The organism is Anatilimnocola floriformis, assembly GCF_024256385.1.
Classification (GTDB): domain Bacteria; phylum Planctomycetota; class Planctomycetia; order Pirellulales; family Pirellulaceae; genus Anatilimnocola; species Anatilimnocola floriformis.
Window position 1 is genome coordinate 208,543 of sequence record NZ_JAMLFW010000001.1, and the last position, 25,845, is coordinate 234,387.

17 protein-coding genes are annotated in these 25,845 nt (G+C 58.0%); 9 read left to right on the forward strand and 8 right to left on the reverse strand.

The features are described from left to right. Positions 1–987: 987 nt before the first annotated feature. The gene (locus M9Q49_RS00825; protein WP_254506665.1) at positions 988–7,266 is read right to left on the reverse strand and encodes an alpha-2-macroglobulin family protein; all 6,279 of its coding nucleotides are present in this window, start codon (positions 7,264–7,266) and stop codon (positions 988–990) included. Between the two features lie 592 nt (positions 7,267–7,858). Between M9Q49_RS00825 and M9Q49_RS00830 the strand changes: the two genes are divergently transcribed. The 5 genes from M9Q49_RS00830 to M9Q49_RS00850 all read left to right on the forward strand — a co-directional run bounded on the left by M9Q49_RS00830 (position 7,859) and on the right by M9Q49_RS00850 (position 15,176). Beyond that, positions 7,859–9,271 (forward strand): DUF1501 domain-containing protein, encoded by a 1,413-nt coding sequence (locus M9Q49_RS00830; protein ID WP_254506666.1) that lies wholly within the window; start codon positions 7,859–7,861, stop codon positions 9,269–9,271. A gap of 196 nt (positions 9,272–9,467) precedes the next feature. Further along, positions 9,468–10,886, forward strand: coding sequence for a DUF1501 domain-containing protein (locus tag M9Q49_RS00835; protein WP_254506667.1), 1,419 nt, complete (start codon positions 9,468–9,470; stop codon positions 10,884–10,886). Positions 10,887–10,978: 92 nt separating this feature from the next. Next, positions 10,979–11,689, forward strand: a complete 711-nt coding sequence (locus M9Q49_RS00840; RefSeq protein ID WP_254506668.1) for a hypothetical protein — start codon at positions 10,979–10,981, stop codon at positions 11,687–11,689. A gap of 320 nt (positions 11,690–12,009) precedes the next feature. Beyond that, positions 12,010–14,616 (forward strand): DUF1553 domain-containing protein, encoded by a 2,607-nt coding sequence (locus M9Q49_RS00845; RefSeq protein WP_254506669.1) that lies wholly within the window; start codon positions 12,010–12,012, stop codon positions 14,614–14,616. Positions 14,617–14,618: 2 nt separating this feature from the next. Next, a complete protein-coding gene (locus M9Q49_RS00850; RefSeq protein ID WP_254506670.1) occupies positions 14,619–15,176 on the forward strand; it encodes a hypothetical protein in 558 nt (185 codons plus the stop codon). Between the two features lie 27 nt (positions 15,177–15,203). Here M9Q49_RS00850 and M9Q49_RS00855 read toward each other — a convergent pair whose 3' ends face one another. Both M9Q49_RS00855 and M9Q49_RS00860 read right to left on the reverse strand, forming a co-directional pair. Next, complete coding sequence (locus tag M9Q49_RS00855) at positions 15,204–15,704, reverse strand: hypothetical protein (protein WP_254506672.1); 501 nt, start codon at positions 15,702–15,704, stop codon at positions 15,204–15,206. Between the two features lie 37 nt (positions 15,705–15,741). Then, complete coding sequence (locus tag M9Q49_RS00860) at positions 15,742–16,413, reverse strand: hypothetical protein (RefSeq protein WP_254506674.1); 672 nt, start codon at positions 16,411–16,413, stop codon at positions 15,742–15,744. Positions 16,414–16,706: 293 nt separating this feature from the next. On the opposite strand from M9Q49_RS00860, the gene fba reads away from it, so the two are divergent. The 3 genes from fba (at position 16,707) to M9Q49_RS00875 (ending at position 19,428) form a co-directional block, all read left to right on the forward strand. Beyond that, complete coding sequence (fba, locus tag M9Q49_RS00865) at positions 16,707–17,726, forward strand: class II fructose-bisphosphate aldolase (protein ID WP_254506675.1); 1,020 nt, start codon at positions 16,707–16,709, stop codon at positions 17,724–17,726. A gap of 122 nt (positions 17,727–17,848) precedes the next feature. Next, a complete protein-coding gene (locus tag M9Q49_RS00870) occupies positions 17,849–19,006 on the forward strand; it encodes a hypothetical protein (RefSeq protein ID WP_254506677.1) in 1,158 nt (385 codons plus the stop codon). 8 nt (positions 19,007–19,014) lie between these two features. Next, entirely contained in the window at positions 19,015–19,428 is a 414-nt protein-coding gene (locus tag M9Q49_RS00875; protein WP_254506678.1) for an ester cyclase, read from the forward strand. A 22-nt stretch (positions 19,429–19,450) separates the two neighbouring features. Here M9Q49_RS00875 and M9Q49_RS00880 read toward each other — a convergent pair whose 3' ends face one another. Genes M9Q49_RS00880 through M9Q49_RS00895 form a run of 4 tightly spaced genes read right to left on the reverse strand, consistent with a single transcriptional unit; the run spans position 19,451 to position 22,111 of the window. Then, entirely contained in the window at positions 19,451–19,873 is a 423-nt protein-coding gene (locus M9Q49_RS00880; protein WP_254506680.1) for a carboxypeptidase-like regulatory domain-containing protein, read from the reverse strand. 2 nt (positions 19,874–19,875) lie between these two features. Next, positions 19,876–20,877, reverse strand: coding sequence for a DUF1559 domain-containing protein (locus tag M9Q49_RS00885; RefSeq protein WP_254506681.1), 1,002 nt, complete (start codon positions 20,875–20,877; stop codon positions 19,876–19,878). Between the two features lie 51 nt (positions 20,878–20,928). After that, positions 20,929–21,627 (reverse strand): HAD family hydrolase, encoded by a 699-nt coding sequence (locus M9Q49_RS00890; protein WP_254506683.1) that lies wholly within the window; start codon positions 21,625–21,627, stop codon positions 20,929–20,931. Then, the gene (locus M9Q49_RS00895; protein ID WP_254506685.1) at positions 21,617–22,111 is read right to left on the reverse strand and encodes a molybdopterin-dependent oxidoreductase; all 495 of its coding nucleotides are present in this window, start codon (positions 22,109–22,111) and stop codon (positions 21,617–21,619) included. The genes M9Q49_RS00890 and M9Q49_RS00895 overlap by 11 nt, the downstream gene beginning before the upstream one ends. Before the next feature lie 132 nt (positions 22,112–22,243). Here M9Q49_RS00895 and M9Q49_RS00900 point away from each other — a divergent pair, with 132 nt between their 5' ends. Beyond that, entirely contained in the window at positions 22,244–24,682 is a 2,439-nt protein-coding gene (locus M9Q49_RS00900; protein WP_254506686.1) for a TlpA family protein disulfide reductase, read from the forward strand. A 9-nt stretch (positions 24,683–24,691) separates the two neighbouring features. On the opposite strand, the gene M9Q49_RS00905 is transcribed toward M9Q49_RS00900, so the two are convergent. Continuing rightward, positions 24,692–25,843 (reverse strand): metallophosphoesterase family protein, encoded by a 1,152-nt coding sequence (locus M9Q49_RS00905; RefSeq protein ID WP_254506689.1) that lies wholly within the window; start codon positions 25,841–25,843, stop codon positions 24,692–24,694. Positions 25,844–25,845: the final 2 nt, after the last annotated feature.

Genomic DNA, 25,845 nt, shown 5'->3' on the forward strand with positions numbered 1-25,845 from the left:
CCTCCCACATATTAGTGTCATAAATTATGAGTTCGCTAAACCCATTCAAGCGATTGTGTTCGTAAATCGCGCGAACGTGTCGCATTCTTTGCTCGTCATCACCGAATCCTGCGGTAAACGGATACTTTGGGAATCCAGCATTTTTTGCATCGTCGAATATTACGACGTAAAGAAATGCTTCGGCCTTCGACAGTCGCTTCTGCTCTCGGCAAAATTCAACTAGCCGAGCTTGATTAAACTTCCCGCTGTAGAAAAACAGTCGCATGACATTCTTGTTATCACCTTCCGCCTTAGACCGAACGAATTTGTAGGGCCAGTTGGTCTTAGTTGACCTCTTCGCTTGGGGTTCGCTACAACCGCAGAAGCAACTGAGCGAAAGAGTTGTCAGTGCGAGGATAGTTGCTTGTCGAAACATCACGCGATCCGCTTGAACGATAATCGGCTATCAGAGGAAGTGAGGATTTTAGCCTGTCGATTGCCAAGATTGAATTCTCGCAGGCGAATATCTACTGAGTTCCCGAAAGGAGGTGCCGTTTGGCAAAATTTTTGGGGACGCCGCTAAACACCCCAGACAGTATGCGGGGGATAACCACGACATCGTCGGCGACAGAGGAGGGGTTGGTCCTTCCTTAACGATGACAAACAGATGTGGGAGCGTTGGTGGGACGGCAGCAGCGGGGAGAAAGACCATAATCGGCAAAAAGCTCTGAGGCAGTGACGTCACTGCTTTTCGGACTGCCTAAAATTTGATCCCTCAGATCTCACCCAGGGGCAAGAGACGCTAACCAACTCGCGTCTGACTGCCCCTGTTTTTCTTCTTGCCTTCAAGAAACACCACGGCCTCGGTTGTGTGGACAACCGAGGCCGCGTGAGGCTCGTGTGTGGTAACGAGCCGCCTTAGGATTATTCGCCGCTTCGGCCCCTCACCCTAACCCTCTCCCCGGAGTACCGGGGCGAGGGAACAGGATTTAGAGGCCGCAACAAACTCTAGTCGACGATGTTGAGCTTGATCTCGTCGCTATTTCCCTTCAGTTCTGGTGCGTACACCGCGCTCGCCTTAGTGGGCAAAGCGCTGAACTTGCCGGGGATTTCGGCTCGCATGCGGTAGCTCACGCTGTGCTTGCCGCGGGCGAGAGCACGGACGAAGAACGTGACGCGGTTGTCGCGCAGTTCCATGTACGCACCGAGCGAGTTGCTGTTGTAACCGCTCTTCACGTCGACCGTTTCAAAGCCGGCGGCTTTCATGTCTTCGAACATGATGTACTCGTAATCGTTCTTGCTGTCGATTTCGAGTTCCACTTCGACCAGATCGCCGCTCTTCAGCGTGTCACCTTCCTTCAGTTCGCCGCGCTCATACTTTTCGACCTTCTGATTGAGGGCCTGGCCGCGCGAGCCTTCCACCTTGATCTGCTTGTCGACCGGCGTGAGCTTGTAGTACTTGCGGTTCACCTTCACTTCGAGGCCCGCCTTGGTGATGTGGTCCTCGAGCGTGAAGTTGGTCAGGTAGGCATTGAAATAGATCGGCCCCTTGCCGCGGCGCTTGATCTCGATCTCGTGCATACCGTCTTTCACGTCCTTGCCTTCGAGTACGAACTTGTTGTCGTAAGTGAAGAGGTTGTCTTTATTGATTTCGACTTCCTTCTTCTTCTCGCCGTCGATCCAGACTTCCACCGTGAGGGCTGGTTCCTGTTCGCCGCTTTGCTTGACGAACTCGGCGAACGATTCGACGCACACCGCCGTGTCGCGGGTGTTTTGCCAATAGGTCGCATGCTTGCGATTATTGAGCAGATACTTCACGATTCGCGGCGCCCGTTCACCCTTGCCTTCGGTCTTCGAGAGAAGCTTCAGGTAATAAGCGTTGGCTTCGACCTCGCTGCCGTACCAGCACCACCATTGGTTGTCCTGTGGCAAGCGGAGATAAGCCGTTTCGTTCTCCGTATCCTGAACAAGGAATTGCTCGATGTTCTGCAGAATCATGTCGAGCTTTTCTTTGTCCTTCACCTTCTCTAAGGCGAGACCGAACATGGCCTTGGCATAGACGGGCAACTGAACGCGGTCACGGTAGAGGCGATCGCGCATCTCGGTGTTATCCGCTTCGGCATCGTTCAGCACCATGTAGATAAAGGCATCGAGGGCGTCGGCGTACTGCTTGTGCGGCACGTCCTTCGTCTTGTTCTCGAAGTTCTTCAGCTTTTGCAGCTCCGCAGCCTGATAGAGCTTCAGCCAGTTCACGCCCCGCTCGAGCACGCCGGGGACGATGGCCACATCGTTGGCCTTGGCGACTTGCAAGCCATGCACCACGACGGCTGTCGTGTGCGGGTAGCTCTTTTCGCCCCAGCCGCTGAACCAACCCCAACCGCCGTCGCTGATTTGCTGTTCGGTCAGCGCTTTCACGCCGTCCTTCACCATGCGACTGAGCTCTTCTTCGTCGAAGACCGGGTTGCGCTCGAAGCGCTTCCAGCCCTTCGCCCGTTCCTTGTCGTCGCCAATCTCTTGCGCGTTGAGATTCGAACGCTTCTCGCCGATCTCCTTTAAGTTGAGCTTGAGATCAAGCAAAGTTTTTTGCGTGATCACGCTCGGCAGGAAGCGATTCAAAGTCGTATCGGTCGTGTCGTAGGGATATTCGGCCAGGTAAGGCAGAGCATCGACCATCGCCATCGCCAGGCTGGGCGAGTAACGAATTTCGAGGCGGCTCTGCTCGACTCGCCGTTCGGTGGGCACGCTGATGTTGACCTTGCCGATTTCCTTGTCGGGGCGAATCGTGCTGGCCCAGCTTTCAGTCTTCAGCATGCCATGCACAAAGGCTGGCATCTTCATTTCCATCGCATCCGATTCTTCATCGGTAAGGGCCTTCATGCGAACGACGGCTTGGCCTTCGTTGGTGACCTTGCAGCGCCAGTCGACGCGTTGTTCGCCGCCAGCGGGGATCTTCACCATCACGGTCGTGTCGCTCATCGGCTGCAGAATGCCGCCGGGAACTTCGAGCGTGACCGAGACTTCTTTTTCCTTCGGCAGGTAGTTGTGCACGTTTGCGGTTAGCACCACTTCGTCCTTCTGCACAAAGAACCGCGGGGCTTGCAAGCGAACGAGCAGATCCTTGCGGGTCGTCACTTCGGCGTCGCCGCTGCCGACCTTCGTCCCTTGGCCCATGCCCCAAACACGAATCTTCCAACCGGTGAGATTTTCTGGCATGTCGATTTCAATCTCAGCCGTGCCATCCTTGCCGGTCGTGATCGCACCATTCCAGTAAGCAGTATCGGCAAACTTGGTGCGAACCGAAGGCTCGATGAGCGGAGCATTGCCGCCGGCTTGTTGCTTCTGTTGCATCTCCACACCGTTGGCATCGCCGGCCGATTTGCGCAGCTCTTGGCGATCGGCGAGCATGTTCATGCCCGGAGCAGCCGCAGCCATTGGAGCCATTCCTGGCGCCATGCCGGCAGCCATCTCCATGCGCCGACCTCCTCCTCCGCCGACACCGTCCATGGCCATGGCGCGGTTCGCGAGCATACCGCCCCTGCCGCCACCAAAGCCACCTTCGAACTTGCCATCGCCGAGCGCGACGGCTTCGTCTTGCTCCATTTCGTCAGCAACCGAAGCGCCAAACACACCGAGAAATTCCATTCCCGGTTTGTTCGGCAGGCTCATGTTGTAGGAATGACGGGCCAGGCTCTCCTCGGTTTGAGGATTGTGATGGCGACGCCACTTCCAGAAGAACTCTTTGATATCCGGCACATTGCTGCCGCCGGAGATGTATTCCACCGACTTGTCGTAGACGCTCACCACGGTCGAGCCACTGTAGTTCTCGCCGTTGAAGTCGGTGAGCTTGACGTTCACCTTGGCTTTTTGCCCCGGCTTGTAGACCGTGGCCGAAGGTAGCACTTCGACATTCAGCACCCGCTTTTCTGGCGGAACGATCAGTTCCTTAGTCTCGGTGTAAACCTTGCCGCCCGAGATCGTCAGGGCTTCGACAAAGAAGTTCGGCATGTCGCGTTTGACGATGTCGATCTCTTCGACGACCGATTTTCCCTTGAGGCGAATCACCTTCGGCGGTTGATAGACGCTCCGTCCATATTGAGCGCCGGTCGGCCGCACAAAGAGGAGAACCGTGCTGTCGTTGCGATCGGTGTTCACCTGCAACTTCAGCTTGTCGCCAGGAACGTAATCCTGTTTGTCCTGAACCAGTTCCAGGTTGTTGAAGCGATAGTCGCTTCCTTCCACGCCGTCGCCGACGATCGTGAAGATGTAACCACCTTCGATCTTGTGCTCCTTCTTATCGGTGAGCACATACGACAAGCGATACTGACCCTTGGCCGAAGCCTTGATCTGCTGCTCGGCGACACCTTCCGCGTTGGTATTCACATCCCAGCGGCGGACAGCCGTTTCGATCGGCTGTTTCTTGTCGTCGTAAGTGATCTTGTAGAGCGTGACGACGCCCTTGCCTTCGACGGGCTTCTTGTCGAGCGTCTGAGCTTTGAAGTTTGCGCCCACGGTATCGCCGACGCGATAGTAGCCGCGGTCGATCCAGGTGAAGACCTTGAACGGCTTGCGAGCGACGAGCACGTTGCCGCTGCCGGTGATGGTACGGCGCGATTCGTCACGCACTTCGACCGAGATCGAGTACTCGTGATCGGTGTTGCCGTGCAATTCCTTGGCGATGGCGGTGTCGATTTCGACATCGAGCGAGCCATCAGGGCTGATTTCGCGTTCGACTTCGGCGACGATTTCTGGTGGATGCTGTGGACCACGATGGATCCACGGCGGCAACGGCCGACGACAGCCACACCAGTCGTTAAAGCCGCGATACCACGAGTAGTCGTAGCCATACCACCAATAACCTTGGCCGAAGCACCAGTCCCAGGGGGCCGACGGATACCAGGTTTCGTTGTGCGGGCTGCGGGTGATCTTGTACTTGATCTTCCCCTTCGCGACCGGAGCGCCGAAGTAATACTTCGCATTGATCTTGGCCGTGATCTTTTCGCCGAGCATCACGGGTTCGGTCGGCGCGTCGACCTTCACCTCAAACTCGGGCTTCTTATATTCTTCCACGCGGAAGGTGTTGCCACCCATCGCATTCAGCGGAATGTTGTGCCCCGCATCGAGACTAATTCGGTACTGACCGAGCGTGGCATCTTCAGGAAGTTCGTACTCGCCGACATAGCCGCCGTAATCGTCGGTGTCGATTGTTTTGGTCTGCACCTTTTCGTTCTTCGGATTGAAGATCGCGATCGGAATCGTCTTCTTGGCGTACTCCGAGGTGTCTTCCTGATCGTACTTGGTGGTCCGCAGCCACAGCTTGAAATTCACTTTTTGCTTCGGCCGATAGACCGGGCGATCGGTGATCGTGAAGATCTTGACCTGCTTGTATTCCTGATCATGCACGGCGCCATTCCACACGCCCTGGAAGCCGTAGTAGGCAAAGCGGGCCTTGCCATCCTTGCCATCGCGAGCGGTGATCAGCCATTGAAAATTGTCGGACTTCAGGTCCTTGGGATCAGGAATCAAGATGCCATCGGGCCCCGACTTCTCGGCGAAGTTCGTTGTCACCACTTGGAACTTGTTATTGCCGATGTGCCGCGACTGCCAGCCGAAGAACTCCACATTGGCTTCGGCGATCGGCGCACCGTTCACCGCATCGCCGATGTAATAGAGTTGCTTTCCTTCCAGCACTTTGTGCACGATGGCCGTATCGGCAACCCACACGATGATCTTGCTGACGTTGCCGTTGTCCATCGTGCCGGTCAGCAAGTAAGCGCCGGGCTTTTGCATCGGCGTGGTGACCGTGATCCGGCGATCGAAGTGTTCCTTGCGCGGATCGAGATCGAGCGACCAGGTGGCGACCGATTCGCCGACGTACTTCGTCTCGTTGTTGTAGACGATCTGCGAACCGATGTTGCCGATGTTGATCTTGTTCCAGTCGATGCTGTTGCCCGGATCCGATTTCAGATAGGCCTTCAAATCGGTGAGGAGCTGATCGATCTTCAGGGCGTTGGCTTCGAACTTCACCTTCTTGCCATTGCGGAAACGGAAGTCGACCACGGCACCCTGACCGGCAGGCTGTGTGTTCGAGGGTTCGAATGTGCCCCAGTTGTTCACAATCTGATTGCGGCGGTCAGTTTTCCAGTTGTTCGGACCCGCGCCATGCTTGGCGATGTTGTCGGCCCAAACCTTGGCAGCCGTCGGATACTGGCGGCGATTTTCAAAGACCTGCGCGAGTTGCGTGTAAGCGTTTTCGCTATGAATGCCTTTGTCTTCGGCGACGATCTTTTGCCAGAGCTTGATGTAGTTGAACTCATCCGGCAGCGTGAACCGCTTGATGCCGCTGGCGAGCTTGGCGATCGTTTCGTCTTCCTTCAGCGTGTGCAGGGCGTAAGTGCCACTCTCATCTTTCTTGGTGTCGTCATCGGATTGCGGTCCGAAGAATCGGCCGTAGTTGCCTTGCTGCATCGTTTGCACACCGAATTGCTGTTCGAGGAACTGGGCAAACTGCATCCAGACGTCGAACTTCAGCTGCGGATGATTTTCGATCGCTTGTTCCTGCGCCCAGCGCCAGCGCTGACCATCGGTCGTGGCTTTTTCCCAACTGCCGGGGTTCGTGTGATAAACCGGGTTCCCCTTTTCATCGACCGGGGCGCCGTTGTTGTTGCGATAATAGAAGTAGCCGTCGTCGAGATCTGGCAGCGTCGCGAGGTCGACCAGATATTGCAACCGCCAGGCTTCTTCCGAGCCGCGATTGTTCAGCAGTTGCTCCGACAGACGGAGGAAGAACTGAGCCACCTCGGGCTTCACGTCATCCTTCTGGGCAAGCTGAATCGCTTCTTGCATCAGCTGCAGAGCACGCACGCGGTCCTTCTCGACCGAGTTCACCACCTTGCCGCCGCCGCGGTGAAAGCCGCGCTCATACTTGCCGGCGATCAGAAAGCCCTGGTGCTGACTGTTGATGTATTGATTGGCTGCCTCTTGCTTCAACCGCCAGTTGTTCGGATGGGCTTTGATCGTGGCTTCGACAAACTCGTCGAACTCTTTGGTGCGCCCCAGGCTGTTGAGGCATTGCACGGCCAGGACCAGATCGCTGGCCACTTCCTTGCCGTCGTTCTTCTCGTTCAGACAGAGAGCCCGAAAATCGTCGTAGGCAACTTTGAAATTGCCTTTGTTCATTTGTTCTTGGGCGCGAGTCCGTTGCTGAGCCGGATCGGGAGCCTGCGACAACGCTCCCGAAGCCAGCAGCCCTACCAGGACCAAAGCAGCCACCGAAAAGCGGGTCCACATCGTTCTGTTCATGAGACAAGCCTTCAACACGAAGTAGGTCAGGCAATCTAGCGAGGCCTGACAGAGGAGCGAGAAATCCAGCGCGCAACATCAGGCGGCGGGAGCCTGACGAACGGTAAGACGAGAGACTCGGCTGAGTCGTTCTCAATATGTGGAGATTGAGGAGAGAAAACCAGCAGGGGCGGCGGGGGAAGTTCTGAGTTTTGGGTTTTGGGTTCTGAGACAGGAAGGGAGAGCCGCGCCCTCCCGAAATTAGCGCCAGCTAGAAAACTGACACGCCCCCCCTTTCTTACTCCCGGAATATTGCAGGCAATGCTCGAAGCTATTTATTCCGCAAGTCATTGCTAGGAAAGGCTTAGAGACAATAAGCGTCTGCGATATCGCATTCCAAATATCACAAATTATTGTAGTTATTTTGGGTGGTTTAAAACGGGCTTGTCAGCGTGGATGTTTACTGACTTACGTCGCCTCCCGTCCGAACTACCCGGTCCGAAATTTGGCTTTGAGGAAACGTTTTGGTAGACTCGACCATTAATCAATAGTCATTGATTCCCGCCTCCTGCCGACCCCGCCCTCCCCAGGCGCCTTCCTCATGCTGACCATTGCCGATCCACGGCCTACTCGCCATTGCCAGGGCTTGGCCCGCCGAGAGTTTTTGAAGATCGGGGCCCTCGGCTCGCTCGGTCTCGGCAGCATGCTGACCTTGCCGCAGTTGCTCCAAGCCAAGGCCACCGGTTCGCCGCTGGTGAAGGATAAGTCGGTCGTCCTCCTGTTCCTGCAGGGTGGCCCTTCGCACATCGAGTTCTTCGATCCGAAGATGTCGGCCCCGTCCGAATACCGCAGCGTGACCGGCGAACTGCCGACCAAGCACGCAGGCATCACCTTCGGCGGCACCTTTCCGCAGCTGGCTTCGCGGGCTGACAAGTTCACCGTCGTGCGCAGCTATGGCAGTGGCAACAACGGCCACACCTACGAATCGGTCACCACGGCTGGCAATTCGCTGAAGTCGGCCCTCAGCGCCATTTATGCCCGCGTTGCCGGTGTGAACAACGCAGCGTCCGGCATTCCAAACAACGTTCTCGTCCTTCCCGAAGCCGTCAAAGAAAACCTGAAGATCGGCAGCAACTTCGAAACCGGTGCGCTGCCGACGCTGACGCAGTCTGGCGATCTCGGGCCGTCGTACAGCGCGTTCAACCCAGCCGGCGGCGGCCAGCTGAAAGAAAATCTCGAGCTGAAGGTCTCTGCCGATCGGTTGCTCGATCGCCGCAACCTGCTGGCCAATCTCGATGGCATGAAGCGAGCGGCTGAGCAGATTGCCAATGTCAAAGGGGCCAGCGAGTTTCAGCAGCAGGCACTCGACGTCATCACCCGCGGCGTGGCGCAGGCCTTTGATCTGAAACAAGAGAGCGCGGCCACGCTGGAGCGCTACGATACCGAAAAGCTCTTCCCGCTAGCCGAGGTGCAGCGCTGGAGCGACATGAAGCGGAGCACCAACCTGCTCGGCCGGCAAATGCTGCTGGCTCGCCGCCTGTGCGAAGCGGGTTGCGGTTTTGTGACAGTTTCGGACTGCGGCTGGGACATGCACAGCAACGAAAACAGCCCGAAGTTTCTCGGCGGCATTCATCCCCTCGGCCGGCAGGTCGATCATGCGGTTAGTGCCTTCATCGACGACGTGCGCGAGCGCGGCCTGGAAGACAAAATTCTCCTCGTCGTCACCGGCGAAATGGGCCGCACTCCACGCATCAACAACAACGGCGGCCGCGACCACTACGGCGATCTCACGCCGCTACTCCTCTTCGGCGGCGGTCTCAAAATGGGCCAGGTCATCGGCCAATCCGACGCCAAAGCCGAGCGGGCCATCGCCAATCCATTTCGGCCGAACAACCTGATGATTACCATCATGAATGTGTTGTTCGACATGGGCTTGCTGCGGCTGCAAACCAACATCCCCCGCGACATCGCCCGGCTAGGCGAAACAGCAGAACCGATTGACGGGTTGCTGTAGTCGTTGCGCAGCAACGCATCGCTCCCTCGCCCCTGTACCCAGGGGAGAGGGCTGGGGTGAGGGGCTGAAGCTCGCTTTAACTTCCCCCTCGCGAAAAACGCCAATCACTGACTATAGGAATAGGCAACTCAACTCGCTGCTCTAGCCCCTCACCCTAACCCTCTCCCCTGAGTACAGGGGCGAGGGAATGAATTCGATGCTCTCCCGACGCCAAATACTCTCGAATTCCGCCGCCGGCGTCGGCTCACTCGCTCTTTGGCAACTCCTTGGCCACGAGCAACTTCTCGGCGCGGCTGCCAAACCCGAATTCAACGGCGGGATACACCATCCGGCAAAAGCCAAACGCGTCATTCAGCTCTTCATGAATGGCGGCGCGAGCCAGATGGACCTCTTCGATTACAAGCCGCAGCTGCAAAAGCTCCACGGTCAGAAGTTCGATCCAGGAACCGAAGAACGCGTCGAAGCCGCGACGAGTGCCCCCGGCAATGTCCTCGGTTGTCCTTTCACCTGGAAGCAATACGGCGAGTGTGGCCGCTGGGTCAGCGATCAATTGCCCGCCACGGCGAACCACGTCGACGACATCGCGCTGCTGCTGGGGATGCAATCGCGCACGAACGTCCACGGTCCGGCCAGTTACCTGATGAACACCGGTTTTTTGCTGCCGGGGTTTCCTTCGTTCGGCTCGTGGGTCAGCTACGCGCTCGGTTCGCTCACCGATAACTTGCCGACGTTTGTCGTGCTGCCGGATTCACGCGGCTTGCCGTATAACCAGCGTGGCAATTTCTCCAGCGGTTTCCTCTCCGTCACGCACCAAGGCACGATCATCAACGCTGCCGCGCCGGAACCGTTGCATGGCTTGCACGCACCTGCGTCGGCCAAGTTCATCACACCAGCTGCCGAAAAAGATGGCCTCAATTTGCTGGCCGGTTTGAATCGCGATCATCTGGCCACGAGCGACAACGATGCTCGCCTGGAAGCGCGAATTCGTTCCTACGAGCTCGCTGCGAAGTTGCAACTCAGCGCGCCCGAAGTTTTCGATCTCAGCCAAGAGTCAGCCGATACGCACAAAGCCTACGGCCTCGATAATCCCGCCTCGGCCGACTTCGGCAAGCGCTGCTTAATCGCGCGGCGAATGATCGAGCGCGGCGTGCGGATGGTGCAAGTCTGGAGCGGCGCGAACGGCCCGACCGGCAACTGGGACAACCACGGCAGCATCATCAAAGAGCTGCCGCCGATGTGCGCGGCCACCGACAAAGCTACTGCCGCCCTCCTCGCCGATCTGAAGCAACGCGGCCTCTTCGACGATACGCTCCTCCTCTGGAACACCGAGTTCGGCCGCATGCCGTTCTCGCAAGGAAGCGAAGGCCGCGACCACAACGGCGGCGCATCACTCGGCTGGATGGCCGGCGCCGGCGTCAAACCGGGCATCACTTACGGTGAAACCGACGAGTGGTCCTGGCGGGCGACGAAAAACGTCTGCACCAACTACGACTTCCACGCCACGGTGCTCCATCTCCTCGGCATCGATCACGAGCAACTCACCTATCGGCACAACGGCGCGAACCGCCGCCTGACCGACGTGCATGGGCATGTGATTAAAGAAGTGCTCTCTTAACTGCGTGCAACGGCGTGCAAAAAAACTTGACGCAGCCTTGTTGCCCGATAAATTATCGATCGTGCTAACCCCTCCTTCTTGAGGGTTCTGTCATGTTCGCTCGCACCGCGTTCGCAACCTCGCTGATCGTTTTTCTGCTCTCGCTCGGAGCCAATGCACGCACTTGGAAAAGCGCGGATGGCAAATCTAGTGTCGAAGGAGAAATGGTCGAGTCGGTGGGGGCGACAGTCAAAATCAAGACCGACGACGGCCGGGAACTCAACATTCCGTTGAGCAAACTGAGCCAGGCCGATCGAGATTTTGTGCTGGCCGAACGGAAGAAGAAAACGACGCCAGCGGCGAACGCGTCGACCGGCAAACCGATGGCCGAGGCGAAGCAAGTGGACGAAGCGGCCATTCGCGCTGAACTCGAGAAAATGGACTGTGAATGTCGAGTCAATTTAGACGGTACTTACTTGGTTAATTTTCAAGAAAAGTTCCAAACCGGCGACGTGGTCAAGGCTTTGCCGCTGCTCAAACAGCTGAAGGCGCTCCATGAGATTCAGCTGGACGATAAGGCGACGGATGAGGATCTGAAAGCGCTCACGGAACTCAAGGGATTGAAGGATTTCAACAACGTTGTTGCCACGTCGTCGCAGGTGACCGATGCCGGTCTGCTGGAACTCAAGGCCTTGCCCAACCTCAAGTACATCAACGTGATCGGTGCCAAGAAAATCACCGAGCCAGGAATTCGTGCGGCTTTCAACGCAATCCCCACGCTCGAATTGGTGCATCTCAAGCTCGACGACGGCATTAAGCGCTAAACCGTTGTCTATACGCACCGTTGGTTCTGTCCGGCAACCGCCTCTCGCCGAGGTTGACCGATGGACTACGATAGAGATACGGAGATCAGGCCATGTTCGAGGGAGCGGTGCGCTCCATTTCGATTGCAGCGATCACAGGATTTTTAGTCCTGTGTGCGGCGACGGTGCGCGCTGAAGAAAAACACTGGGCCTATCTCACGCCGGTTAAAGTTTCTCTGCCTGCTGCTTCAGACGTTGCCCGAGAACCAATCGACTGCTTTCTTGGTACCCGCTTCGCCCCTCATCCCGCCCCTCTCCCCGGAGTACCGAGGAGAGGGAGTTTGGTTGACGCCAACCGCCGTACCCTCCTCCGCCGCGTGACTCTCACGCTCATCGGACTCGTTCCTTCTCCCGAAGAGCTCGCCGCTTTCGAGAAAAACCAAGCTCCCGACGCTTACGAGCAACAAGTCGATCGACTCCTCGCTTCGCCACTCTATGGTCAGCGGATGGCCAGCGATTGGCTCGATCTGGCACGCTACGCCGATACGCATGGTTATCACGCCGACACCGAGCGGCAGCAGTGGCGGTGGCGAGATTGGGTGATCGAGCAACTTAATGCCGGTCAGCCGTTCGATCAGTTCGCGCTCGAGCAACTCGCCGGCGACCTGTTGCCGAACGCCACGCTCATGCAGCGAATCGCGACGGGCTTCAATCGCAATCACCGCATGAGCGGCGAGAACGGCGCGATCCCGGAAGAGTTGCTCGCCGAGCATGCGATTGATCGCGTCGTGACCACGGGCACCGCTTTTCTCGGGCAGACATTCGTTTGCGCTCGCTGCCACGATCACAAGTACGAAGCCCTCTCGCAGCGCGAGCTCTACGGCATGGTGGCATTTTTCAACAGCCTCGATGAATCGCCGCTCCTCAACGATCACGTCAACGCCTATCCGCGGCTGCAGGCTCCGACGCGCGAACAGCAAGCCGAACTCGATCAATTGGCCTTCCGCCTCGCCAGCACACAAAGTGCACAGCAGCAGCGGGCCGTGGTAGCGCGGGCTGATCAAGAGCGGTGGGAAAAAGAGGCGACGGCTGGCAAGATTGCGAGTCCCCCCGCGGCGATGGCCATTCACTTGCCGCTCGACAAGGCAGACAAAAACAAAACGACTGACCTGGCTCGACCGTTTGAGCCAGCGGCGATCGAGGGAGCAGCAGACTTCAGTACCGGCAAATTCGACGACGCATTGCTTGGCGATGGCGGCACTTTTCTCAAGCTCGCAAACTGGCCCGCGTTGACAACCGATCAATCGTGGACGCTCAGCGCCTGGGTCTTCCCCACGACGCGCGACGAACTGGTCATCACCGCGCAAGTCGACGACGTCCTCTTTTTTCGCGGCATCGAATGGAGCCTGGTCGACGGTCAATTGCAGTTGCGCTTCATCAATCGGGCGGGGAGCGATGAGCGGATTTTTCGCTCTCAGGAAACGACCGAGCTCAGCCGCTGGCAACATCTGGCCGTTGTCTTTGATGCGAAGAAGCCGAGCGAGCCGCAGTTCTGGAAGAACGGACGGCGAATGGAGATCGAGACGACAGGAAAAATGCCCGCCGCGCCAATATCGACGGCGAGCCCGCTGCGCATCGGTGGACTCACGAACCAGGTGGCCTTCCGCGGCATGCTCGATGAAATCCGCTTGTATGCCCGGCCGCTTTCGCCAAGCGAGATCGAGTTGCTCGCCGGTGGCAACCCGATTGCCGAGATTGTGAAGTTGCCAGCCGACAAGCGAACGGCTGAGCAGCAGCAAACGCTCGCTCGCTACTATCTCGAGCATCACGATGCCGAGCATCAGCGGTTGAGCACGGTGCTGCAATCGCTCCGCTCGCGGCGCGATCTGCTTCTCAAGTTGCTGCCCAGCGTCCTCGTCTCGCAAGAGCTGCCGCAGCCGCGGCCAACGTTTGTGCTGATGAATGGTCAGTACGATCACCCCGGCGAACGCGTCGCCAGGCAGACGCCGGCATACTTGTCGCAGCAAGCAAAACTCCTGCGCACCGATCGTCTCGGCTTCGCGCGCTGGTTGATCGATCCTCAGCATCCCCTCACCGGCCGCGTCGCTGTGAACCGGGCCTGGCAACAGGTCTTCGGCAAAGGCCTTGTCGCTACGCCCGAAGATTTTGGCGTCCGCGGCGCAAAGCCAGCCCAGCAGGAGTTGCTCGATTGGCTGGCCCGTGAATATGTCGACACCGGTTGGGACACGAAACGACTCCATCGTCAACTCGTCAACTCGACCACTTTTCGTCAGCAGAGTTTTCCACGCCAGCGTCTCTCCGCCGAAGTCATTCGCGACGTCGCGCTGCAATCGGCGGGCGTGATCAACTACGTCCACGGTGGCCCCGGCGTGAAACCTTATCAGCCGGGCGATTTGTGGAAAGAGTTGTCGTACTATCCGAACGACCTGAGTGCGCAGCTCTACAACACGACGAGCGGATCGGCCATGTACCGCCGCAGCGTCTATTTGTTCTGGAAGCGAAACGCGCCGCCGGTGAATCTCACTACGTTTGACGCACCAAACCGCGAAACCTGCACGGTCGAACGAAGTCGCACGAATACGCCGTTGCAGGCCCTCGTGCTGCTGAATGATCCAACGTTCGTTGAGGCAGCGCGACTGTTGGCGACGCGCATCCTTGCCGGCAAGGATCAAGCCGCCGACGCACGCTTGAATCGGCTATTTCAGATCGTTCTCAGTCGGCCCGCCACTGCGGGTGAACGCGAACTGTTGCAGCAGCAACTGGCTGCCGATCTCGCCCACTACCAAGCCAATCCGGCCGAGGCCAAGAAGTTGCTCGACGTCGGTCAGGCTGCTGCGCCGCTCGATATCTCCGCCGCTGAACTGGCTGCGTGGACGAATCTGGCCACGGTGGTTCTAAACTTGGACGAAGCCCTCACCAATCATTGACGATGACGAACTCTCTGCTCAGCGAATTGATTTCGGCCGATCATCTCTGCGAACTCGGTCCCGGCAAACCGAACGAAGCGTTGCGACCGAAGCTGGCCGCGCTGACGATCGAACAACTATTCGCGGCCCAGCGGGTCGTCGATCACGATGCGGCCCGTTGTTGCTTGTCGGGACTCTGGCTGCTGCACAACTTCCTCGACGAGTCGCACTCATTGAGTCAAGAGATCGAAACCGCCGACGGCAGCTATTGGCACGGCGTGATGCATCGCCGCGAACCCGATTACGGCAACGGCAAGTATTGGTTCCGGCGCGTGGGGAATCATCCGGTCTATTCGCAGTTGCTGGCCGAGGCGCAGCGACTCATCGCGGCAGAGAAACCGATCGATGCGACTGCGCTGAAAATCGCCCAAGCGAAGAGTTGGGATCCGGATCTCTTCATCGATTGGTGCGAACAGATCGCACGAGGAAGAGCGAAGCAAGAGTTGCTGGCGAAGAGAATCGCACAGGTAGAGTGGCAGTTGTTGTTCGACCATTGTTTCGAACAAGCGATTTCGCAGTAGCTGCTATTTTCGCGAAACGTAAACAGATTATTTGTTGGAGCGTTTCTCTTCCGGCACTTTCGTCTTTCGTAGCCTGATGTCTCCCTGGCAACACTCGCACGTTTTCAGTTCATACATGGCGATCGAGCAAACATCGCACCAATAGTCGATCTCGAATTTGCCTTCTTTGGTGAGTTCGTACACGCGAATGACCTGCCCGGCCGGTGAGCCTTTGAATTTGCGGACGAGCAACTCCACCTGCATCTCGCGCAACCGCGGATCGGCGCGAAAGGCTCGGCCGCGAACATCTTCGACCAGCGGAATCAAATTCCCCTCGGTCGTTTCGACAGCCAGCGTTCGTTCTTTCGCTTCATCGACCGATTTAATGCCGTGCAATCGCTGCAGCGCTTCGGCCAGATAGACGACTTTGCCGCGGTGAGTTTGCAGTTCGAAGGGAGAATCTTCAGCAGATGCGACGAGCGAAATCGACACGCCAATTAATAACGCGGCGACGGTTCTCTTCACAACGAATTGAAAAATCTCAAGCATTTCAATCTGCAATCTAAAATCCGCGATCTGCAATCACTCACTCTTCCGCATGACCAACAACCACAAACTCCACTGCCTGATCAGCCGCCTTCCCATCGCGAACCGTCTTTCCCTTGAATCGCAACAGCCACCATTCCTTGGCTTCGTTGTGACGGACTTCGAGGTCTTCGGTCGAATCGCTCAGACGCTGCATCGAGAGCACGGCGGGGTGAGTCGCGCCGGTGGCTTCTTTGGAGGCGGCGACCAGCGGCTTGTATTCAAGCACAGCAGCCGATTTGTCTTTGGCGGCGGGGATGAGCGCGAGGAAGTCGCGCGTCGGCGAGGTGCCGACATGGGCGCCGTCGACCGGTTGTTGGCTGTAGCGGAGGATGTATGTGCCGGCGAGGATGTCGGAATCGCGGAAATCATTTCCCTTGCGCGGATAGCGGGCCACGCCGATGACTTGGCCTTGGGTCAGCGGATAATTCACTTCGGCGCTCACTTTGGCTTCTTTGCTGATGGGCCATTCCTTGCAGAACCAGAGTTCGCAGACCGTGCGGTTCTCGCCTTTGATGAACTTGAGGCCGGTCGGTTGCAGCAGCGCGGCGATCTCGGGCGAAACGCTGTCGGGAGCAGCCTGATCAAGCTTTTCGACCTTGTAATCTTGGGCGACGACGGCCGAAGCGGCGAATAGCGAAAGCAGGGCCGAAAAAGCAAAGCAGCGGAACATCGGCGGGCCTTTGCGAGGGGCGAGGTGGGAGAATTGTGCTGTATTCTACCATTCTGCGGGCCAGAATGTTCCCTGGGCGGCGTGCAAAGTGATTCGGTTTGCCCTTACGCAATTTGCATTCCGCCCTTCATCACAAAGCTCGACCGCCCATTGGCGCAAATTGATGAAGTCCAGATAATGCTCGATTCGATTTGCACATTGTCCGATAGCGCGATCGCATGCTTCTCCCTCGGTGACGCGTCGGGCTAACTGGCACCAGCCATTCACCACCACCTGACTCGAGGAGTTCCATCATGCCACTCGTCACCCTGCGTACCGTCCTCGATCATGCTGCCGAAAATAACTACGGCGTTGCGGCGTTCAACGTCAACAACATGGAGCAGATCCAGTCGATCATGGAAGCGGCGAAGGAAACCGATTCGCCCGTGATCGTGCAAGCCAGCCGCGGTGCTCGCAGCTATTCGCAAGACAACTATCTCCGCCACCTGATGCTCGCCGCTGCCGAACTCTATCCGCAGATTCCGATCGTCATGCACCAGGATCACGGCAATAGCGTGAAGACCTGCCTCTCGGCCATCGAAAACGGCTTCACCAGCGTGATGATGGACGGCTCGCTCGAAGAAGACGGCAAGACGCCAGCCAGCTATGAATACAACGTCAAGGTCACGGCGGAAGTCGTGAAGCTCGCGCACGCCAAGGGTGTGGGTGTGGAAGGTGAACTCGGTTGCCTCGGCTCGCTCGAAAGCGGCGAAGGCGAACAAGAAGACGGCCACGGCGCCGAAGGCCAGCTCTCGCACGATCAGCTCCTCACCGATCCGGATCAAGCCAAGGATTTCGTCGCCAAGACCGGCATCGACGCGCTCGCCGTTGCCATCGGCACCAGTCACGGCGCTTACAAGTTCACGCGTCCGCCGAAGGGTGACGTGCTGGCGATGGATCGCATCATTGCGATTCACAAGCTCCTGCCCAACTGCCACCTCGTCATGCACGGTTCGAGCAGCGTGCCGCAAGACCTGCAAGACATCCTCAACAAGTACGGCGGCAAGATGAAGCCGACCTGGGGCGTGCCGGTCGAAGAGATCCAACTCGGTATCAAGAACGGTGTGCGTAAGATCAACGTCGACACCGACAACCGCATGGCCATCACCGGCGCGGTCCGCAAGGCTTTGATCGAAAGCCCCGAAAAGTTCGACCCCCGCGACTACCTCAAGCCCGCCCGCGACGCGATGAAGAAGGTCTGCGTCGCCCGCATGGTCAGCTTCGGCCAAGCTGGTCAGGCCAGCAAGCTGATGGCGAGTGGTAAGGTGAAGTAGGCAAGGCGCGAACTTAGTCGCCAGGAAAATGGATTAGCCACTCGAAAGAGCACGCTCCGCAGCGTGCTCTTTTTTTGTGTACGTTATCTCCGACAAATCTTCGCTGCAAGTAACGGACTGCGATGACCTGCATCGACTATCCCGACTTGATCCGCAGATCTCCCTCCAGCAACTTGCGCTTGGAGATTCGCTCGCCCGACAACGATCGAGAGTCGCCGCGCTCGCCCACGACTTCTTCCCGAGAATTCTGGGGAGGTTTTCAGAGCGACTTTACTTACACCGTCACGCGCAGCGACTCGGGCGAAGTAGTTTGGAGCAGAACTCCTGATGAGCACGATCTGCTCGGCATGCCGAACGATGCTTGGGTCAGCGACGATGGGCACGTCGTGGTAATTGTGCGCACGCCGTTTTCGAGCTATTTGCTGGTGGTCGATCCGCGCGGACAGACCATTGGTCAATACGACGTGGCCTCTGAAGTCTTGGAAAGCAACGACGATGAATTTCGCGATACCAGCGCTGGTTCCCACTGGAACCGGCGGGGCCGTGGACATTGTTTTGTGGCAGCGGGTAAGCCTTATTGGTCGTTTCGCACTTTGCTCGATCGGCAGATTTTGGTCGATCTTGAGCAGGGGAAAATAGTCGCTGGGGGCACAGCGGCTTGCCGCGAGCGCCGGCGAGTTCAGCGGCGGTGGGCCTTGGCGACGCTGCGCAAGAATGTGAACGATCAGTTGCTGCAACGCCCTCCGCGTTCGCAACCCGACTGGCGCATTTTGAATCGCTTGTGGATCGCCATCTTTTGGTGTGGACTCGATCGAACTCGCAGCGCGCTCCCCGCACTGCGCCAAGCCGAACGCGCGACCATCTCCGGTGGATATACGTCTGGTTGGAAGCATAATGGCAAATCGACCGATTTGGTCATCATGCTGCTGGTTCGCGTGACACAATTCGCGCTGCGCCGTCTAGGAGAAGAGCCGGCGGGATACGCTCCCTATTGGTTATGCCGCAATGGTGCTGCTCCTCAGCGGACACGGATTCCCCTGCCAGAACTTCTCACCGATCGCGCGGCCCGCCTCGATCAATTGCAAATTGGTATGAATCATCAGCAAGTCGTGAACCTGGTTGGCATGCCAGATGTCGATGGATTTGGCTGGTATTACGACGTGCTCGCCGGTCCTTATTCATTGAAACTTACTTGGGATCATCAGTCGGATACCGTTGAAAAAATCGAACTCGAACCGCCCGGTTGGATTGAGTGGAAGTCACGGGCAAGTTGGTTGTAAGGTGCCTCATGAATCGTTCTCCCCGTGAAGTCGTGCAACTTTGGCTCGATGCTTTCAACCGTTGCGATGCCGAAGCGGCCGCGGCGTTGTATCACGAGGATGCGGTGAATTTGCAAGTGGCAGCCGGTGAGCCGACGGTGGGGCGGGCGGCGATGCTCGCGGGGTTTGCTTATTTCTTTCGGGCCTTTCCGGATAACTACACGTCGCCGGTGAATTTGTTCGAGGATGGTGAGTGGGCCATTTTGGAATGGCGGGGCGGCGGCACTTGGCAGGGTGAATTTGCCGGCCAGCCGGGGAGCGGCAGGTCGTTTGAGATTCAGGGCTGCGGCTTTTTTCACGTGATCGACGGGTTGATCAAGTTTCAGCGCGGCTATTGGGACAAGGTCTCGTGGTTCGGGCAACTCGGATTGCCGTTGGAGTAACCAACCCACCAGCGCCGTCGGCTTAGTTGCGCTTCATATCCACATCCAGCGAATTCGATTTTTCCGTCACCGACAGTTTTAGATCGCTGGTTTTCACATCGCGATAACGGCTCGGAATGGTGCTGGCAAAGGGATCGACATTCGCAGGCGGGGCTTTGATCGGCCCGAGAGGATGATCCTGGATGGGCGGGCAAATGCGGACTTTGTAATCTCCCAGCGGCAAGCCATCGCCGTTGGCCATCCGCACGACGTAACGACCTTGGCTGTCGGTCACGGCGTTCATGTGAACGCCTTTTTGATCGTTGCTGAACATCACTGTCGCGCGCTCGACAGGCGTTCCCTCCACGGTAATGACACCGTGGACAGGCCCGAGGACCTCGCCGCGGTTGCAACCTAAGCCCGAAGCCAACGCGACCAGAGCGACGATAAAAAGCAGGTTGCGCATCGTTAGTCGTAGTTCAGTTTCGTCTGGCCGTCGTCGCGGTTGGCCAGGTTGTAGAGGACGGTGGTCGTGTCGATGTTTTCGCGGAGAAACTTCACCGTGCCATCGGCAAAAAGGACCATCGCGCCGCCGGAGTGGGCCGATTGAATGGCAGTGTTCGGGCCGCAGTTGCCGGGCACTCCGGTTGCGAGCGCGGACTTTTCATTCAGGCGGTGAACGATGCAGGTTGTATTGAACTGCCGCTGCCAACCGTCGTTGCCGGGGCCCATGCAAAAGCCGTGGCCACAGTCGCTACGACAATTCACCTTGGGGTTGGTCGAGTCGCGGCACCAGTCCGATTGCTCGCCGACGGCGATCGTGTTCGACAGCCCATCGGTAATGTCGCCACCTTTCACGGCGACATGCATGTTCAGCACGCCGCCGGCGCAGATGCGGCCGTCGGCGCCGCCAAGCGATGACTTGTTGGTCGCCGAGTCGTGGTTCGTCGCGCCGCTGATGCCGGCGTAAGTCGGGCTCGCGGTGTAACCGAACTCGTGGGTTGCATTGTCGAGCACAAACTTCGGCAAGTTGCTCGATGGGCAATACATGAACTTGAAAAACTTCTTCCGCAGTAGATCGCGGTTGTAATCGTTGCCGCCATACGCCGCGCCGCCGAGCCAACCGGTGTAGCCGTTGGCGTTGCCGTTCTGATCAAACTTTTCGTAGACGGCGGTCTCTTCGGAGTAGGGCAAAATGCGAACCCACCACGAATGGCCATAACCGCCGTTGCGACTCACGAGGCCGCCGGGAGGATAAACGTTGAACGAAGATTCGTAGTTGTGCAGGGCCAAGCCGATCTGGTGCAGATTGTTGGTGCACTGGGTGCGGCGAGCTGCTTCGCGCGCGGCTTGCACGGCGGGCAACAACAGCGCGACGAGCACGCCAATGATCGCGATCACGACGAGCAACTCGACTAACGTGAAACCACGCGGCAGGCGAGGCGAGCGAGAAGACGTTGGCTCGTTCATTGGCGGGAGTGGCTAGGTGGAACGAACAAACCTGAGGAAGGCCCCTCTATCTTACACAGAAGTTTTCGCCAACTCCGAGAGCAAAGCAGGAAATTCACGCACACTATTTAAGAGAGCGATGCGCGGAAAACCATCAAATTCGACAGCTTGCGACGGTCCGCTTAATACGGCTACGAAGGGAACGCCCGCAGCCTCGGCCGCTTCGGCATCGACTGGATGATCGCCGCAGTAAATCGTTTCCTCGGCTGTGACTTGCAATCTTCCCATCGCCCGCCACAGCGGCTCCGGGGCCGGTTTGTGCTCACGCACGTCCTCGCCGCCAACGATGACATCGACCAGCCCATGCGCGCCGTGATGAGCGAGGATGGTTTCGATTCGGTAGCGATACTTGGTGCTCACAATGCCGAGCAAGTAACCGCTGGCCCGCAGCTGAGCCAGCGTCTCTGTAATGCCGGGAAAAAGCGTCGTCAAATGCGCCATGACTTCGTCCGCACGGCGGATGAAGAACTGCGAAAAGACCTCGCCGATCTGCGGATCCTCGATGCCGGTCAGGCGCGCGAGAACCTCCGGCAGCGGATAAGCGACGCAGCGGCGAATGGCTTCCTTTTCTGCCGGCGGCAAGCCGAGCTGCACGAGCGCGTGGTTCACGCACTCAATGGCCCCGGCCGAAGATTCGGCCAAGGTGAAATCGAAATCAAAGAGAATCGCGCGCGGTTTGCGCGACGAGCTCGCGGGAGAGTTAGTGTTCATGCGACTTTTCATTCGCGTGCAAAGCCGCGTGGGCTGCGTCGTCGTGGGGGCGATTGTCGTGACCTTTGCCGACAGTGAATTCGAGTGTGTCGACGAATTTCACATTGGCACACTCATCGATCTCGGCCGAGCGACAGGCCAGATGATCGGGGACAAAAAACCGACAAGGCCCGCCGGCCTTCACGGCGAGCGGTGCGCCATCGAGTGCGTAGATCAGAAACGCCTTCTCGCGCACGCCGTCGAGCGGAATGCTGGCATGAAAATTATCGGCCGCGGCGTGCAGGGTCAGATAATTCGCCGAGGACTTCACGGCCGCAACATTTAGCAAGCCAGCGAGCGTCACCGCCATTCCTTTGCGACCGCCGGCCTGCGAACTGACATCGGCGATTTGAAACTGCGGATCGATCGCCGTCAGGTCGGCGAAGGTCAGTTCCTTCGGCTGGCCGACTTCGCCGGTGATGCGCAACAGGATCGATTCGGTCATGTTTTTTACTTTCCGCGTTAAACGGCGCATTGTAGCAGGCCCAGGTAATCTGCGGCGGCAAACTGAGCTTTCCCGCTGCGAGGCCTGCTGGCACAATAATGCTAGGAAGCATTTTTGCGAAAGGATTTGCCGGTGAATAGGCGCGCGCGTGTTCTCGTTGGTTCGTTGTTTTGTTCGTTCGCGCTCCTCGCTGCGCTCATCGGCTGTCAGAACGATCCGCCGGCGAAGCCCGTGACCACGGGCGGCAACGGCGTGACGCCCGTCAGTCAGGCGACGGCTGAAAAAGGAACGCCGAATGAAATGCTGCAGCAGTTGCTCGCGGCGTATCGCGGCGCGCAGAGCTACCAAGATCAGGCCGTTGTCAAGCTGCAGTTCCGCCGCGGCGGCGAACAGAGCTCCTTCGCCTGGCCGATGTCCGTGGCCTTCCAACGCCCCAACAAACTTTCGCTGAAGGTCTATCAGGCCGAAGTTCGCATCGACGGCAAAGAGTTCAAAGCGTCGATTAACGATCCTGAGTCGAACAACGTCGACGGCCAGATCGTGGTGCGCAAAGCGCCAGAACAATTGAAGCTGACCGAGCTCGCCAATGATCCACTGCTGTATGAAATTCTCTCCGGCCGTGCGCGGCGACAACCAATTCAGCTGGAGTTGCTCCTGGAATCGCGCGGGCTGGCGAATGCCTTTGCTGTCGATGTCGCTTGCCAGGCACTCGAAGATGGTGTGACCGATGGCAAGTCTTGCCGGCGAATTGCGGTGCCATCGCCGGGCGGCAACTTTGTGTTTTGGATCGATCGCGATCAACCGCTACTGCGGCGGCTCGATTATCCAGCCGCAGCACTGTTGCCCGATCTCGGCACCGACAGCAGTGTGAGCGATTTGCAATTTTGGGTGGAGCTGCCCGGCGCTCAACTGGGCGCGCAGATCGCCGCCGACAAATGGAATCTGCCCACGCCAGCCGGCGCGAAGATTGTGAAGTCGTTCGTCACGCCGCCGCGGCCGTTGCCCTCGCAACTCTTCGGCAAACAGCCTGGCGAGTTTTATTTCACCACGCTCGATGATCGCCGCCTGACGCAGGCTCAGCTCACTGAAAAAATATCCATTCTCTGCTGGTATCACGACAATCCCGCCTGCGAAGCGACACTGCAACAAATCGCCCTCGCGGCGAAGGAATTCAAGGATCATCCGCAGGTCGTGTTTCAAGCCGTTGCGACCGATCCGCTGCCGGCAACATCGGCTCAGATTCAAAGCAAGCTAAAGGCCTGGCAGGTCGAACTGCCCGTCGTGCGCGATCTGGAAGCCTTCGGCGACAAGATTTTCAAAATTCAGTTTCAGCCGGCAGTGATCGTCTTCGACAAGCAAGGCCGCGTGCAAATCTTCGAACTCGGCGGCAATCCAGAGCTCGCCAAGCAACTGTCGGTGATTATCGAACGCCTCTTGAAGGGGGACGACATCGCCGGCGAACTCCTCGCCAGCTCGGCGCGCGAGCACAAGGACTATGCCGAACTGATCGCCATGGGTGGCAAAGAACCGGAGCCCGTTGTCGAACTCACCGAAGCCGTTATTCGTCGCAAGAGCGATCCCAAGCAATTGAAACTCACGCCGCTGTGGGACAATGCAGAGATCAAAAACCCCGGCAATATTCTCTTTGTGCCCGGGCGAAACAAAGATGAGCAGCCGAAGCTGATTGTTTGCGAAGGCTGGCGGAACGTCGTCGAAGTCGATCTCGTCGGCAAAGTGATTCGCCGTTACGAACTCGAACTGCCTGAGCAGGCCGCGGTCACGTACTTGCGAACGACGGTCGACAAGGAAGGCAAACGTTTCTACATCGGCAGTGCCCCCCTCGCGCCGCAATGGTTTTTGTTCGACGATCAATTCCGCGTGCTGCGAGCTTATCCCGAGCTCGATCAAAGCCTGCGGATCACCGACATTCAGCTCGCCGATGTCGACGACGACGGCACGGCCGAGGTGCTTGCCGCGAATGTCGGTTTGCTCGGTCTGCACGTAACAACGCTGCAAGGCGAAATGAAATGGCGGAACCGCGGCGTGCCGAACGTGATCTCGCTCGCCGTCACTCACAAGAATGACGTCGGTTCGTGGCAGATCCTGCTGACCGGAGAAGCAGGCAGCGTGTTGCCGCTGAACCGCTTTGGCCGCGAAGAGCCGCTGAAGACGGTTCCCAATTGGCCTCTCGCGCGGTTGGCGGTGGCGAGTTTTCCCACGCCGACGCAATCTTCGTTCGTCGGCATCTCGAATGACGCCAGCGGCAATCTCGTCGCGGTCGGGCTCACTTCGCAACTGCGCGAATGCTGGAACTATCAACTTCCTGCGGGCGCGCATCAGCAACCCATCGATCCGATCGCCTCGTCGAACATGCTCGAAGGGCATCAAGGCGAATGGTGGTTCGCCGGCGCCGACGGCAGCATTCACCTGGTGACCGAAGACGGCAAGCTGCACGATTCGTTCGCCCGCGGCGCCGTCCTCAGCGGCCTGGCGGCAGCCGAATATCAAGAGCGCGGGATGCTCATCATTTCTGCAACCACCGGGCTATCGGCAGTGCAGGTGAGCAAGTAACGTAGCATTTCACTTTTTGAAAGTCTTCGCATCGAGCACCTTGCCGTCGAGCGATTTCAACTCGACGGTCAATCGCAACGGTGTCGACGTCAGCAACAAGTAGCTCGCGGTGCTCTCAAAGAACTCGGCTTTCGCATCTTTATACTTCGCACCCACGCCGAGCGCGGTGTTGTAATACGGAAAGCCATCGACCTCGGCCCGCTCGGCAAAATAACCAAAACCCGTCGCCGCCAGCGTGCCGCGACGAAATAGGTCATGCCAGGCCCCTTTCTCCTGGCCCCGCATGTTGCCGCTCTTTTCATTGTGCAGCGTGACTGTCCAGGGCTGCTGTGGCTCGTCCTTTAGCAGCTTCTCGTACCAGCGAAATTGTTCTGATTCGCGGGTGAGCGGATGGCATGTTTGCCAGGTCGTTCCTTGATCCTGAATGTGATTCAGGTCGAGCGCGACCAATCGCAGGCCGAACTCCCGCAAATCGAAATGCCATTTCCATTCGTCGTCGGGCAGCTCAAAGAATTTTCGATAGGCCGTCGCATCGACGTCGTACACCGAGTCGGCTGGCGGCTTGTCGCCGCGGGGGCGAATCTCGCGATCGTGATTGCCTAGGCAGGGCATGAACCGCACCGTGCGAAACAATTCTGGATAACCATCGATCAACTCGCCGTAGGGCTTGGTGCAATCCTTCACCCCCACGCCGCAACGGGCATGCAGACTCGGAATGTTGTCGCCAGCCGTGCAGAGGATGTGAATCTTGTCGGCAATCAGCGCATCGAGGTTCGCCCGCGAATGCCAGTCGGCAACGACGGCGACTCGCAAGGCATCGTCTTTGGGATAAGCCCGCAGTTGCAGGCCAGCGGGAGAAGTTTGCGCGCCGGTTTGCACCTGATAGCGAATCATCTCGCCGCGCTGAGGAACGTCGATTTCGACATGGTGCAGTGTCGCTGTCGGATCGGCTTTCTCACGAAAGCTCTTCAGTTCCTCCGCCAGGACCACCACCTGTGACTCACCAGGAGCCGATGACTCCCAATTCACGACCACCTTGTTTGGGTCCGGCGAACGATGCGACAGCCAGATTCGCGTGATGGCCGGTTCCTGCGCGAGCGCTGCCGCAGCAATCAAAAACAAGGACGAGCCAGTCAACCAGCGAGCAACTGTCCCAAGCATAT

Coding starts and splice junctions, on each gene's coding strand:
- M9Q49_RS00825 (WP_254506665.1), bottom strand. CDS start 7,266: ATGTGGACCCGCTTTTCGGTGGCTGCTTTGGTCCTGGTAGGGCTGCTG.
- M9Q49_RS00830 (WP_254506666.1), top strand. CDS start 7,859: ATGCTGACCATTGCCGATCCACGGCCTACTCGCCATTGCCAGGGCTTG.
- M9Q49_RS00835 (WP_254506667.1), top strand. CDS start 9,468: ATGCTCTCCCGACGCCAAATACTCTCGAATTCCGCCGCCGGCGTCGGC.
- M9Q49_RS00840 (WP_254506668.1), top strand. CDS start 10,979: ATGTTCGCTCGCACCGCGTTCGCAACCTCGCTGATCGTTTTTCTGCTC.
- M9Q49_RS00850 (WP_254506670.1), top strand. CDS start 14,619: ATGACGAACTCTCTGCTCAGCGAATTGATTTCGGCCGATCATCTCTGC.
- M9Q49_RS00855 (WP_254506672.1), bottom strand. CDS start 15,704: ATGCTTGAGATTTTTCAATTCGTTGTGAAGAGAACCGTCGCCGCGTTA.
- M9Q49_RS00860 (WP_254506674.1), bottom strand. CDS start 16,413: ATGTTCCGCTGCTTTGCTTTTTCGGCCCTGCTTTCGCTATTCGCCGCT.
- fba (WP_254506675.1), top strand. CDS start 16,707: ATGCCACTCGTCACCCTGCGTACCGTCCTCGATCATGCTGCCGAAAAT.
- M9Q49_RS00870 (WP_254506677.1), top strand. CDS start 17,849: ATGACCTGCATCGACTATCCCGACTTGATCCGCAGATCTCCCTCCAGC.
- M9Q49_RS00875 (WP_254506678.1), top strand. CDS start 19,015: ATGAATCGTTCTCCCCGTGAAGTCGTGCAACTTTGGCTCGATGCTTTC.
- M9Q49_RS00880 (WP_254506680.1), bottom strand. CDS start 19,873: ATGCGCAACCTGCTTTTTATCGTCGCTCTGGTCGCGTTGGCTTCGGGC.
- M9Q49_RS00885 (WP_254506681.1), bottom strand. CDS start 20,877: ATGAACGAGCCAACGTCTTCTCGCTCGCCTCGCCTGCCGCGTGGTTTC.
- M9Q49_RS00890 (WP_254506683.1), bottom strand. CDS start 21,627: ATGAACACTAACTCTCCCGCGAGCTCGTCGCGCAAACCGCGCGCGATT.
- M9Q49_RS00895 (WP_254506685.1), bottom strand. CDS start 22,111: ATGACCGAATCGATCCTGTTGCGCATCACCGGCGAAGTCGGCCAGCCG.
- M9Q49_RS00905 (WP_254506689.1), bottom strand. CDS start 25,843: ATGCTTGGGACAGTTGCTCGCTGGTTGACTGGCTCGTCCTTGTTTTTG.